The organism is Pseudomonas arcuscaelestis (genome assembly GCF_016881005.1).
Lineage (GTDB): Bacteria > Pseudomonadota > Gammaproteobacteria > Pseudomonadales > Pseudomonadaceae > Aquipseudomonas > Aquipseudomonas arcuscaelestis.
This window is the reverse complement of the sequence record NZ_JACOPV010000003.1, coordinates 44045-57153: the sequence shown is the minus strand read 5'-3', so window position 1 is coordinate 57153 and position 13109 is coordinate 44045. Positions and strand designations below refer to the sequence as shown.

The following is a 13109-nucleotide window of genomic DNA, read 5'->3' as shown; positions in this document are numbered from 1 at the left end:
AAAAACGCCCGGGCGAAAGCGCCCGGGCGTTTTGCGGGGCGGTGACAACGTCAGGTGCGGTGGCTCACCGCCCTCGGCTGGATCACGGTCTTAGATCTTGCCGACCAGGTCCAGCGATGGCGCCAGGGTAGCTTCGCCTTCTTTCCACTTGGCCGGGCAGACTTCGCCTGGGTGGGCAGCGACGTACTGGGCAGCCTTGATCTTGCGCAGCAGTTCGCTGGCATCACGGCCTACACCGCCATCGTTGAGTTCAACGATTTTGATCTGACCTTGCGGGTTGATCACGAAGGTGCCACGGTCAGCGATACCGGCTTCTTCGATCAGCACGTCGAAGTTGCGCGAGATGACGTGGGTAGGGTCACCGATCAGCGGATACTGGATCTTGCCGATGGTTTCCGACGTGTCATGCCAGGCTTTGTGGGTGAAGTGGGTGTCGGTGGACACACCGTAGATTTCCACGCCCAGGTCTTTGAATTCGGCGTAGTTATCGGCCAGGTCGCCCAGCTCGGTCGGGCAGACGAAAGTGAAGTCGGCCGGGTAGAAGAACACAACGGACCATTTACCCTTGAGGTCGGCTTCAGACACTTCGACGAACTTGCCCTGGTGGTAAGCAGTGGCTTTGAACGGTTTTACCTGGCTGTTGATGATAGGCATAAGTGACTCTCCTTCAGGGGGTTGAAAAAACTGATGGGAGAATCGTAGCCAATACACTCACTCAATGCTCATTGGTAAACCTCATGTTGTTGATTGGTTTTGGCTATAAGCGCCCACCTCTATAGCTGAAAGGCGTCTTACAACATCAGGGCGAGACTCGGCCGCCTGGCTCACAGATCGCGACCAGTACGGCGGGACCATTGCCCTTGGCTTGAAGCGCAGGCAGTTGATAACTCACCCAGCAGCGTTGCTGTTTACCCTGCCCCCAACGCACTTGCAGGCTACCCTGCGTCTCGATTCCGCGCACATGCAGGCGGCTACCCTGCCCGACCATACCCAGTTCATCCCCCGCCTCATTGATAACGCTGGCACCGAATGGCAACACACTGCCATCGGCCAGCCGTGCATCGATCAACGCACTGCGCCCGCTACGCGTGGGGTAGTAAAGCAAGGGAGCAGCGCCAGCCCGCGGCACAACCTGCTGACTGCTGACCTGCAACTCTACATCCTGCGAAGTGCCCTTGGGGTCAAGTTCTACGGTATTGAGGCTGTAGGGCGACAACTGTGGCAGCACGCCGTATCCGTAACGATCGAGGCGCACCTGCGGCGCTTGCTTGAGCCGTGCGTGCTCCGCTCCGGGGGCATGCACGATGGCAAAGCTTTCGCCTAACGACTGCGCACCTGTCAACCCACCGGCATGAGCGACGACTGCGCCGCGAACACCCACGGAAACCTGCCGATAGTTGCTGTGCTGAAGCAACGAACCACTCATTTCGGAGGCTGCGCCGCTGTATCGCAGGCTTGCATCCACACCCGCAGTGTTGCGTTGCTGGTGATGTGCGGTGGACAGACCTAGGCCATAACTCCACTCGCTATGCTCACCCGCTGTTGTTGTCAAACGCGTGATACTGCTGCTCTGCCCCTTACCAACACCGTTCCAACTGCTGCTCAACGAGCTTCGCCTTTGTCGACCAAGCGGCATGCTTAGCGCCAAGCCAAACTGATTGAAATGCCCGGTCGAGGCAGACTGCTCTCGGGAGGCGGTTATGCCATAACCTAGTGAACCGTAACGATTGAAATAGCCCACTGAATAACTCAGACCACTACCTGCTTGCCGCGAATAGCGCATACGCGCGGCCTGCAGACTTAAACGACCACGTTGATCACCCAAACCCTGGTTGACAGCAACACTTGCGCGCACGCCTACCTGTTGATTGGTCAAATTGCCCGCAATATCACCCTGCCCGCGGGCGAAGTCATTGAAACCGTAATAGCCCGGGCGATTGCCGCTCAGACTGACGGTCAGATCGGTCATCGACGTCGCGATTACGTGTCGCCAATGGAGGCGTAGTGCTTCGCCACTGGAGGCTCCCAGCCCGGTCGGCTCTGCACGTGAACCCAGAACGGTCAGTGCAACTGCGCCTACCTGACTGTTGAGTGTCAGCCCCATGGCAGCCGAATGGTAGCCATCGGCACCCAGCACACCACCATGGAGACTTATGTAATTGCTCAAGCCCTGCTGCCAACTGCCTTGCAAATGCTCGGGCCCGACGTTGCCAAGGCCATCACGCCAACGCCCGAGGCTGAAGTCAAAACGACTGGCTCCTGGGCGAAGGGCCAGCGGCGCAGCCTGATAAGGCACGGTATAGATGCGCTGGTTGCCATCGGCTTCTCTGATTGTGACTTGCAGATCATCACTGTAGCCATTGGAATACAGATCGCTGATTTCGAACGGCCCAGGCTGAACTGTCGACTCATGCACCACAACGCCTCGCTGACGTATGGTCAGCAGCGCCGTACTGTAGGCAATGCCACTGACCGTCGGTGCGAAGCCACGCCGCGAAGCAGGTAGCATGCGTTCGTCGCTACCCACTCCGAGTCCCAGATAGCCGATGCTGTCGAAGACTTCACCTCGGCTGAAAGCCTCACCCAGTGTCAACTGCGCCTTCCACATCGGCACATCACGTCGCACATAGGTGGCAACCGGTTGGTAGCGCTGCTCGACACCTTCGCCCGCCTGCAGGTTACCTTCATGGCGCCAATACCAGGCGCCGGTATTGGCGCCGCTGCGCAGACCCAGAAAGGACTGGTTCCAATGCTGACTATCTGCCCTGCTCTGCTGGCTGAACAGGTTCAGGCGGTAATCGACGAATGCTGCTTGCGTCCCGCTGCTCCACTGCTGGGCAGGCAAATAGTCACGCGCATCGGACAACAATGCCTGCTGGGCGATCTGCAGATTTAGTCGTAACGCGGAGTGGTCCAGTTGCTCGCTGGCCTGCAGCCCCAGCGCAGACAAGGGTACGCAATTGTCGTTTTCACGCAGTTGCGCTTGCGCAGAGGCTGCCAGCCGGGATTGATCGATTGCCAATGCATCAAGCAAGGTTGCACTGTAACAAGGGTGGGCTTGGTTATCGTCGCCCTGCCGACGCAATAAAACCGGCCAGCGCCCGCTCCAGTCCTCATTGATCACAACATCCAGCAGTTGCTCACCCTCGGGTATGGCGTCGGCCAGCTGGAATCGGCTCACATCGGCGGCCGGGCCACCCTCGCCTTGCAGGAAGCGGGGATCGAATTCGAGTGCCAGCGCCTGCGCCGCACTGACCGCCAGCCACATGCCCAGGCAACATAGCGCCTGAGCCCGTCGCCATTGGCGACCGGTGCAATATCTGTTCATGGTTATTGGCCCCAGTGCACTCAGTACCTGGGCACCACTTCGGCTGGCGTGCGGGCGGGCAGCACCGTGCCGTAGTCGTTGACGCTGGCGAAGTGCACCACAGCAATCGCAGCCTGGACGCGCTGCAGGTCTTTCACCGCGAACAGCTGGACCGACAACGGCGCGATATGGCTGCTGATTGCCGGGTACTGGCGACCGTCGACATGCACCGACAACTCACTGAGGTTGACGTAGAAGTGGCTAGGGTTATGGGCTTCGAGCATCCACCCCTCAGCGCCTTGCAGCAAACGCCAGCTCACCGATTGCGCCGCTAGTTGAGCATTACCTTCAAGCCCTTGGGGGCGATAGAGCAGCTTGATACGAGAACGCACGGCCAGTTGCAACGCGTTACCCTGGCCCTTGGGAGGTATGTCCAACACGTTAAGCCAGTAAAGGCTCTCGCGGTCAGAAGCAAATTCATGTTCGCTCTGGAACAGCCGTAGCGTCTGCCCCTTGCCGGGATCGAGCCGGAACAACCCTGGCGTCAGACTGAATGGCACGTTCAGTTGCTCCACCGGCACATCTGCTTGTCCGTCATCGACCCACGCTTGCACTAACGAGGGATGCTGGCCTTTGTTGCTGAGGCTGACGGTAACCTCCCCAGCATCGGCCGGATAAATCACCCGCGTGGTGGCAATCACCACGTTTGCATTGACCGCCCCGCTGAACATGCAGGCAGCCAGCAGCCACCCGCGCCACATTGGCAGGCAAAATCCTTTCATATGGGTTTCCTGAAGCAACCAAAGCAGAAGAAGGCAGCCCGATTGAGGGCTGCCTCGGCGCAATTACGGGTACACCAGGGTGTATTGCACGCGAGTGTTTACCGGTCCTGGAGTCGTGCCCCCCAAGGAGTAGTACTCAGCGTAATAGTTGAGCACCGCCCGGCCGCTGACAATATCGACGACCTGGGAGTTCTGGTTGCCTTGGGCGCCTGCCAGATCCATCACTGCTTTATTGCCATTGCGCAATTGAACCTCGACATTGGTGCTGCCACTGGCATCAACAATCAACCGCCCTTGCGGGCTGATGGTTGGACCGGGTTCAAAATAGGTAGAGACGCGATTCAGGCCAGGAGAGCAGTTGGTCAGCCTCAAGTTGAACGGCGTTTCGCCGGCAACCTGACCAGGATTGATCAGCAGACTGGCAGCCACAGGCGGCAAGGTCACGGCGACATCACTGCTCCCGCCATTGACCAGACAGGTGCCGGCCAGAACGCTACCGCTGAAACTCATCTGACCATTGGCTTGCGCCAGCCCAGCCCCAAAGAGAAGGCAGCAGCTCACGGCGAGAAGGGATTTTTTTGAAGGTTTCATAGTGACATTCACTTGAGAAATGATTGGGACAATCAGGCCTCACCTGACTGGACGCTCGATTGCAGCGCCCGGCCAGTATCTGGAATGTCCCTATCGGCGAATGTCAGCTGCGGTCAACCGAGCCAACCGCTTTCGTTACGCTAAAAGTAGGAAACAGCACGTTCACTTCGCACGTAAACACGCAGTCTCGACTTAACGCGATACGGGTGTACGCAGTGTCACGAACTCTTCGGCAGCCGTCGGATGCACCCCGATGGTTTCGTCGAACTGCTGCTTGGTTGCCCCCGCCTTGAGCGCAATGCCCAGGCCCTGAATGATCTCGCCGGCCTCCGGACCGACCATATGGCATCCCAATACACGGTCGGTGTCGGCATCGACCACCAGTTTCATCAGGGTCTTTTCCTGAATATCGGTCAAGGTCAGCTTCATCGGCCGGAAGCGGCTCTCGAAAACCTGCACGTTGTGCCCTTGCTCCAGCGCCTGCTCTTCAGTCAAGCCGACGGTACCGATAGGCGGCTGGCTGAACACGGCGGTCGGTATGTTTTGGTAGTCCACCGGGCGGTACTGCTCGGGCTTGAACAAACGTCGGACCACAGCCATGCCTTCGGCCAGCGCCACGGGCGTCAGTTGCACCCGACCAATTACATCACCAATGGCCAGAATCGACGGTTCGGTTGTCTGGTACAAATCATCCACGCGTATGAAACCACGAGAATCCAGCTCCACACCGGTGTTTTCCAGGCCCAGATTGTCGAGCATCGGACGTCGACCCGTGGCGTAGAACACGCAGTCTGCAACGCGCTCGCTACCGTCTTTGAGTGTGGCCTTGAGGCTACCGTCATCCTGGCGCTCGATGCGTTGGATATCGCTGTTGAATTGCAGGTCCATGCCGCGCTTTTCCAGCTCTTCTTTAAGGTGCGTGCGCACAGCGCCATCGAAGCCGCGCAAGAACATGTCACCACGATAAAGCAGCGTGGTTTTCGCGCCCAACCCTTGAAAGATTCCGGCAAATTCCACAGCGATATAGCCACCGCCAACTACCAGAACACGCTTGGGCAACTCTTTGAGGAAGAAGGCTTCGTTGGAACTGATCGCCAGCTCTTTGCCCGGGATATCCGGAATCTGTGGCCAGCCGCCGGTAGCAACGAGGATGTGTTCGGCGGTGTAGCGCTGGCCGTCGACTTCCACTGTGTGGGCATCGGCAAGCTTGGCATGACCTTCGAGCAAGGTAACGCCACTGTTGACCAACAAGTTGCGGTAGATACCGTTAAGTCGTTCGATTTCACGGTTTTTGTTGGCGATCAACTGGCCCCAGTCGAACTGAGCATCCTCAAGTGACCAGCCAAAACCTGCGGCCTGCTCGAAGTCATCGGAAAAGTGCGCACCGTAGACCAGCAGTTTTTTCGGCACACAGCCGACGTTGACACAGGTACCGCCCAGGTAACGGCTTTCGGCAACCGCCACCTTTTTACCGAAACCGGCGGCGAAACGCGCAGCACGCACACCACCGGACCCGGCACCAATCACAAACAGATCAAAATCGTAGGACATATCGACGCTCTCAAGTTGCAAGTTTCAAGCTACCAGCCACAAGAAAAAGCCGTATGCGATCCACTTGCAGCTTGTAGCTTGCCGCTTGAAGCTATTTAGTAGGCCTTACCGGTCTTGTAGAAATTCTCGAAGCAGAAGTTGGTGGCATCGATGTAGCCTTCGGCGCCGCCGCAGTCAAAACGCTTGCCTTTGAATTTGTAGGCAATGACGCAACCGTTCTGCGCCTGCTTCATCAAGGCGTCGGTGATCTGGATCTCACCGCCTTTGCCTGGCTCGGTTTCTTCGATCAGCTTGAAGATGTCCGGGGTCAGGATGTAGCGACCGATGATTGCCAGGTTCGATGGCGCATCTTCCGGCGCAGGTTTCTCGACCATGCTGTTCACCCGGTAAATGTCGTCACGGATCATTTCGCCGGAGATCACACCGTACTTGTTGGTCTCTTGAGGATCAACTTCCTGAATGGCGACAATCGAGCAACGGAACTGGTTGTACAGCTTGACCATCTGTTGCAGCACGCCATCACCTTCAAGGTTGACGCACAGGTCGTCCGCCAGCACGACGGCAAAGGGCTCGTCGCCGATCAGAGGGCGACCGGTCAGAATTGCGTGGCCCAGGCCTTTCATTTCGGTCTGACGGGTGTAGGAGAACGAGCATTCATCGAGCAGACGACGGATGCCGACCAGGTATTTTTCCTTGTCGGTGCCTTTAATCTGGTTTTCCAGCTCGTAGCTGATGTCGAAGTGGTCTTCCAGTGCCCGCTTGCCACGACCTGTAACGATGGAGATCTCGGTCAGACCCGCTTCCAGCGCTTCTTCAACGCCGTACTGGATCAGTGGCTTGTTTACCACCGGCAGCATTTCCTTGGGCATGGCTTTGGTAGCAGGCAGGAAGCGAGTGCCGTAACCGGCTGCCGGGAACAAGCATTTCTTGATCATATACGTCCTTAACAGGGGCTTTGCGTACGAAATTCGGCGCAGTCTAATCAGGCGGCAGTCACCTTACAATGCCCTGCCACCGCTGGCCGATGCCATGATAGAGAAATCCTAGTGTAGATAGTTCTCATCGAAGGTAAATATTGCGCTGCTCGCAGGCCGTATTAAGCCTGCGATAGCGAGTTTTCCTAAAGGACGCCCTTTCCGATCAGCACCCCTTCAACCGTTTGCCCGTAGAGATTGACCCCGTCGTTGGCGTGATACTTGACGCGGGTTTTCTCGATCGAACCGTCCACCAGACGTGGATCCTGAGGGCGTTCGTGGCGGTTGATATAGGCTGCAACGTCCCAGGCTTGCTGGTCACTCAGGCTGCCGGGCTTGCCCAGGGGCATGTTGTACTTGATAAACGAGGCCGCAGTATTGATCCTATGCATGCCTGCGCCCCAATTGTAGGAATCTTTTCCCCAAAGGGGTGGCATCACATAGTCCGCAGCAACTTTTTGCCCCTGGCCGTCAGCACCGTGACAAATAGCACACTGCTGCTGATAGACCTGCTCCCCGCGCTTGAAGTCATATCCCTGCGCCGGCTGCGCCACCTCCGGGTAGCCGCGCCCCGGGGTTTCCACCGCAATCGGCGCTTTGCTCGCCAACCAGTAGGCATACACCGACAACGCTGTCATTTCCGCGCTGTCAGCCGCAGGCGGCGTGCCGTTCATGCTGAACTGAAAGCAGCCCTGAATGCGTTCGGCAAAGGTGTTGACCTTGTCGTTTTTCTTGCGATAAGCCGGGTACATCGGGTACGCGCCCCAGAGCGGCGCCGAATTACCTAGGCGGCCTTGATCGAGGTGACAGTTGCTGCAGTTGAGGCCGTTGCCGACTTTGTCCGGCAGCAGCCGCTTGGTATCGACGAACAGGGCATGACCCTGGCGGACCATCTTGCCAAACGCGTTGTCCGGCAGCTCGCTTTCGGCAGGCGGGGTAAAGCCTGGGGCAGCACTCGCCGCAGGCACCTTGATCTGCGACTGGTCGTCCATGGCAATCGGTGCGGCGTGAGCGCTGCCCACTGCCAGCGCCAGGGCGCAAAACATCAATGGCTTCATGGTTTCACCTCCTGGCTGGCCGGATTGGCAAAATACTCGGCTACCGCCTTCACCTCTTCTTCGCTCATGGCCTTGGCTACGCCAACCATCAGTTGGTTCGGGTCATTACTGCGACTGCCATCACGCCAGGCATTGAGTTGCGCGACCAGATAGGCAGCAGGCTGCTGCGCCAAGGGCGGGAAATGCTCGCCCACGCCGACGCCACCTGGCCCGTGACATTGCACGCAGCCTGGAATCTTGCGGTTCCAATCGCCATAAAGGGCAAGCTTCTGCGTGGCATTGATCGCCATCTGCTGCCTGCCCGGACCTGCCACAACATCGCTGGGCATGGCCGCCAAGGTCGTAGTCACCGCCTGGATTTCCTCATCGCTGAGGGCTTTGGCCAGAGGCTCCATGATCGGGTTCTTGCGACTGCCATCGCGAAAATCATGCAGCTGTTTGCTCAGGTAGGCGGCTGGCAAACCGGCCAATCGTGGGAAACCAGCGGCCGCCATGCCCTTGCCATCTACCCCATGACATCCCAGGCAGGCCATGGCGGCGGGGTTCTGCCCACCTTGACTGAAGATTTTTTGGCCGTCGGCGGCCTGGGCTGCGGTCACGGAAAACAACAGCAGGCCACTCATCAGGATTCGATCCAGTGGGATCATCACAGACTCCATTTTTTTGTTATAAGCTTAGGCTTATTATTCATAAGCCTATGAATAGTAGGCCTATCCATCCGCAGCAACAACGTTGAAGGCACGACAAAGTGGCTAATCGCCAGATGAATCGTTTTAGCCTCTATGGTTTGCGCCATCGCGCCACCACTCATCAGCCAATCACGACCAATACGTAGAGACTGTCGAAACGCACCTGCCCCGGACGACCATAGATACATTCCTCCCCTGGAGCGTAACCATGGACAACTACAACAACCCACAGGTGGTTTCTCGCAGTGAATGGCTCAGTGCCCGCCGGCAACTGCTCTTGCATGAAAAAGCCGTCACCCACCAACGCGATGAACTGGCCAAGGCCCGCCGTGCCCTGCCATGGGTACGCGTCGAGCAGAACTTCAGTTTTGCAGGCCCCACAGGGCAACTGAGCCTGGCCGATCTGTTCGCCGGACGCAGTCAGCTACTGATTTATCACTTCATGTTCGCCGATGGCTGGAACGAGGGGTGTGGTGGATGCTCATTCCTGGCCGACCACTTCGACGGCGCCAACCTGCACCTGGCGCATCACGATGTGTCGCTGGTCGCTGTATCGCACGCGCCCTTCGCGCAATTCCAGGCATTCAAGCAACGCATGGGCTGGAAGTTTCCCTGGGTGTCGTCACACGGCAGCCACTTCAATCAAGAATTCGGCGTCAGCGTTAGCGCTGATGGCAGCAGCCAATACAACTACGAAGCCTACGCGGGGAACGAGACCGAGCTACCGGGCTTGAGCGTGTTCTATCGCGATGGCGCCGGAACGATCTTCCACACCTACTCAAGCTATGCCAGGGGCCTGGACATCCTGGTCGGTGCCTACAACTTCCTCGACTTGATGCCCAAGGGCCGCAATGAGCAAGGCACCATGGACTGGGTACGCCATCACGACCGTTACCAGGGGGTCGACACAGACAAATCTCACTGCTGCCACGATTGAGCAGAATTCAGAAGTATTTGAGCCAGGCCACATCCCGACGTTGCTGTTTCAACGCAGCGAACCAGCGCGTCGGGTAATACAGCGCCACTGCCAATCCCAGGCTGAACAGCCAGACGCTGGCAATTTGATCAAAACCGAAATGCGCACCCTGGTTCAACCCCCACCAGGTCACTGCTACCAGGTACATTGCCTTGAGCACGTAAAGGTGCAGCAGATAGAAAAACATCGGTGCAGCGCCGAACAGCGCCAATAGTGTCACCCAGCGGCGCGCCTGATAACGCTCCAGCGCCGCGAGCAGGATCAAGCAAAGACCCAGCGTAGGCAGCAGGAACATCAGTGATGGCGGATATTTGCGCGCCGCGAGAAAGCTCATGGTGGTGCGCAGTGCATCGCCTGTAGCGACCCAAGGTTGGTCGCCATAGACGTTCAGCAATCGGATGCTCACAAACGCCAACAGCAACCCCATCCCCCAACCAAGCAACATTCCCAGGCGCCTTGCCGGTGCGACACTTTGAGCGAACCAGGGGCCTGCGCACCAACCAAGGAAAATCACCCCAATCCATGGCAATACCGGATAGGTAGTGCGGGCCTGGGTGATGCCACCTAGCTCGATGAACGCTCGCTGGTGCAGGATCGCCCAAGGGGCAAACCAGCTTGAATCGTTGTCGAGCACCAATGGATCAAGCAGGTTATGACCAGCCACGATCAGAACGCCAAGGCCGAGCAATACCCGGCCCGGCAGATGCAAGGCAGCAGCCAGGACAATCATGCAGATACCGATGCACCAGATCACCTGCAGCCACAAGGTTTGCGGCAGCAAGGTACCGTTCCAGGCCAGGTTGACCAGCGTCAGCTCCAACAGCACCAGGAACAGTCCACGCTTGAGCAGGAACACCGAGGTCTCTACGCGGCTGTGCTTTTGGCTGTAGAGCCAAGCAGAGAGTCCGGTAAGAAAGATGAACACGGGTGCGCACAGGGCACTGAGCAGACGCGTAAAGAACAGCTCGGGAGCAACGTTCAGGGCATCGATAGGGTCACTCACCTGACGATGCAGGAAGAAGGTTTCACGAACATGGTCGAGCAACATCAAAAGCATGACCAACCCCCGGAGGGCGTCGATTGATTGCAGGCGGGCATGAGGGGTAGACATGAGCAACTCACGGACGGTTATTACGATATAATGTAACACTATATCGCTATCAAACTGTATCCCTACCCTACCCCTACATTCTGAAGCTGCACCGTATCCTCCATGTCTACTGCTTCCTGTTGCCGTTTTGCCTGATCGACAGTACCGGCGGGGCCGTCCCGTTTACCGTTTGACGCAGCTGGTCAAGGGCATTCTGCTCTGAGCACCGGCGCTTCACTGCGCGCCGCGTAGCGCTGGGCCAATACCGCGCAGACCATCAGTTGAATCTGGTGGAAGATCATCAACGGCAAGATCATCGCGCCAATACCACCACCGACAAACAGCACCTGAGCCATCGGCACACCGGTGGCCATGCTTTTTTTCGAACCTGCAAACAAAATCGTAATGCGGTCTTCAAGATTGAAGCCCAGCCTGCGCGCAAGCGTTGAGGTGCACCAGAGCACCACGGCCAGCAGCAGGCAACAGACCAACACCAACCCGGCCAGGCGCGAGGGCGGTACCGACTGCCACAAGCCACTGACCACCGCATCACTGAAGGCGGTGTAAACCACCAGCAGAATCGAACCCTGATCGACCACTTTCAACCAACGTGCATTGCGCATCACCCACTGCCCAATCCAGCGTCGTGCAAGTTGGCCTGCAACAAACGGCACCAGCAGTTGCAAAACAATCTTCAACACTGCCTCCAGGCCCGAGCCGCTGTCACCTTCCACGCCCATCAACAACACCACCAGCAATGGCGTGAGGGCAATGCCCAGCAAGCTCGACGCCGCAGCACTGCAGATAGCCGCCGGAACGTTGCCTCGGGCCAATGAGGTAAAGGCAATGGCTGACTGCACCGTCGCCGGCAAAGCGCACAAGTACAGCACCCCCAGGTACAGCTCATCACCCACCAGTGGCAACACCAAGGGTTTGAGCGCCATGCCGAGCAACGGGAACATCACAAAGGTGCAGGCGAATACCAACAGGTGCAGGCGCCAATGCCCTGCCCCGGCAGCCACGGCTTCACGCGACAACTTGGCCCCATGCAAAAAGAACAACAGGCCGATGGCAAGGTTGGTCAACCAGCCGAACAGTACGGCACCGTCGCCTTCGCAGGGCAACAAGGTGGCCACGAGAATCACCCCCAGCAGCGCCAGGGTGAAATTGTCGAACAGCATCCGCAGGTACTTCATCATCGATCCTGACTTGTTATTGTGTGGCGCCAGACGATAAGGTCTTTTCGATTCCTCCACTAACGCCAGAACGCTGCCAGTGTCGCCAAACGGACAAACCACCTCGCAGGAGCCACAAGCGCTCGAGCATCTGCCCCAGCTCCCACGCCCGGTCTATGGCCATGTCCAGACCTTGCCAAATATCATTCTGGGCTACCGTCATAGCCATCCCTGGGGGCAATTGTCCTATGCCATTGGTGGCGTCGTGCAGGTGCATACCGACAACGGCTTCTACATGGTGCCGCCACAACGTGCGGTGTGGGTTCCGGCACACGTTGCACACCGCGTCAGTTGCACCGGCAATACCTGCCTGCGCAGCCTGTACCTGGAGCATGCCCCCGACCGTTGGTCGTCCACGCAATGCCGGGTGATTGCGGTCAGTGCGCTGCTGCGCGAGCTGATCCGAACTTTCAGTGAGTTGCCTGTGCACTACGACCTCAAGGGTGCCGACGGGCGCCTGGTGCAGGTGCTACTCGACCAACTGAGCCTGGCCAGCGAGCAGCACCTGATGCTGCCACTTCCACGCGACAAGCGCTTGCGCGAGTTGTGCCTGCATTTGCAGGAGCAACCGGATGCGCAAACAGGGCTCAATGACTGGGCGCAGCAAGCGGGCGTATCGGAAAAAACCTTGAGCCGCCTGTTTCAACGCGAGACAGGCCTGAGCTTTCGCCTTTGGCGCCAACGCATGCGCCTGCTCAGCGCATTGCCGGCCCTGGAGCGTGGCGAGCGCGTTACCGACGTGGCCCTGGCCTGTGGCTACGATTCTCTGTCGGCCTTTATCGCCGCGTTCGGCAAGCTATTCGGCCTGCCCCCGGGCGAATACTTTCGTGTCCGAGCCGATCAGCCGCAATAGCCA

Annotated in this window: 13 protein-coding genes; 3 read left to right on the top strand and 10 right to left on the bottom strand. The window is 58.1% G+C overall.

Annotated elements, in window-relative coordinates; all coding sequences use genetic code 11:
• Window positions 1–90 precede the first annotated feature (90 nt).
• The 8 genes from ahpC to H8F21_RS04615 form a co-directional block, all read right to left on the bottom strand.
• Window positions 91–654 (bottom strand): alkyl hydroperoxide reductase subunit C, encoded by a 564-nt coding sequence (ahpC, locus tag H8F21_RS04650; protein ID WP_203480051.1) that lies wholly within the window; start codon window positions 652–654, stop codon window positions 91–93.
• A gap of 145 nt (window positions 655–799) precedes the next feature.
• Window positions 800–3328: a fimbria/pilus outer membrane usher protein gene (locus H8F21_RS04645; RefSeq protein ID WP_203480052.1), complete on the bottom strand. Its 2529-nt coding sequence runs from the start codon at window positions 3326–3328 to the stop codon at window positions 800–802.
• 20 nt (window positions 3329–3348) lie between these two features.
• On the bottom strand, window positions 3349–4089 hold the full coding sequence (locus H8F21_RS04640) for a fimbrial biogenesis chaperone (protein ID WP_203480053.1): 741 nt from the start codon (window positions 4087–4089) through the stop codon (window positions 3349–3351).
• Window positions 4090–4152: 63 nt separating this feature from the next.
• The gene (locus H8F21_RS04635; RefSeq protein WP_236042901.1) at window positions 4153–4599 is read right to left on the bottom strand and encodes a fimbrial protein; all 447 of its coding nucleotides are present in this window, start codon (window positions 4597–4599) and stop codon (window positions 4153–4155) included.
• A 273-nt stretch (window positions 4600–4872) separates the two neighbouring features.
• Window positions 4873–6231 (bottom strand): glutathione-disulfide reductase, encoded by a 1359-nt coding sequence (gene gorA, locus H8F21_RS04630; RefSeq protein ID WP_203480055.1) that lies wholly within the window; start codon window positions 6229–6231, stop codon window positions 4873–4875.
• A gap of 95 nt (window positions 6232–6326) precedes the next feature.
• Window positions 6327–7166 (bottom strand): UTP--glucose-1-phosphate uridylyltransferase GalU, encoded by an 840-nt coding sequence (gene galU / locus H8F21_RS04625; protein WP_136476857.1) that lies wholly within the window; start codon window positions 7164–7166, stop codon window positions 6327–6329.
• Window positions 7167–7351: 185 nt separating this feature from the next.
• Complete coding sequence (locus H8F21_RS04620; RefSeq protein ID WP_203480056.1) at window positions 7352–8263, bottom strand: c-type cytochrome; 912 nt, start codon at window positions 8261–8263, stop codon at window positions 7352–7354.
• Complete coding sequence (locus H8F21_RS04615; protein ID WP_203480057.1) at window positions 8260–8910, bottom strand: c-type cytochrome; 651 nt, start codon at window positions 8908–8910, stop codon at window positions 8260–8262. Before H8F21_RS04615 ends, H8F21_RS04620 begins: the two co-directional genes overlap by 4 nt.
• Before the next feature lie 250 nt (window positions 8911–9160).
• Between H8F21_RS04615 and H8F21_RS04610 the strand changes: the two genes are divergently transcribed.
• A complete protein-coding gene (locus H8F21_RS04610) occupies window positions 9161–9889 on the top strand; it encodes a DUF899 domain-containing protein (protein WP_203480058.1) in 729 nt (242 codons plus the stop codon).
• A 7-nt stretch (window positions 9890–9896) separates the two neighbouring features.
• Here H8F21_RS04610 and H8F21_RS04605 read toward each other — a convergent pair whose 3' ends face one another.
• A complete protein-coding gene (locus H8F21_RS04605) occupies window positions 9897–11039 on the bottom strand; it encodes a DUF1624 domain-containing protein (protein WP_203480059.1) in 1143 nt (380 codons plus the stop codon).
• Between the two features lie 77 nt (window positions 11040–11116).
• On the opposite strand from H8F21_RS04605, the gene H8F21_RS29495 reads away from it, so the two are divergent.
• Window positions 11117–11212: a hypothetical protein gene (locus H8F21_RS29495; RefSeq protein ID WP_332509650.1), complete on the top strand. Its 96-nt coding sequence runs from the start codon at window positions 11117–11119 to the stop codon at window positions 11210–11212.
• A gap of 9 nt (window positions 11213–11221) precedes the next feature.
• On the opposite strand, the gene H8F21_RS04600 is transcribed toward H8F21_RS29495, so the two are convergent.
• Window positions 11222–12214: a bile acid:sodium symporter family protein gene (locus H8F21_RS04600; RefSeq protein ID WP_203480060.1), complete on the bottom strand. Its 993-nt coding sequence runs from the start codon at window positions 12212–12214 to the stop codon at window positions 11222–11224.
• A gap of 79 nt (window positions 12215–12293) precedes the next feature.
• Here H8F21_RS04600 and H8F21_RS04595 point away from each other — a divergent pair, with 79 nt between their 5' ends.
• Entirely contained in the window at window positions 12294–13106 is an 813-nt protein-coding gene (locus H8F21_RS04595; RefSeq protein ID WP_136476864.1) for an AraC family transcriptional regulator, read from the top strand.
• Window positions 13107–13109: the final 3 nt, after the last annotated feature.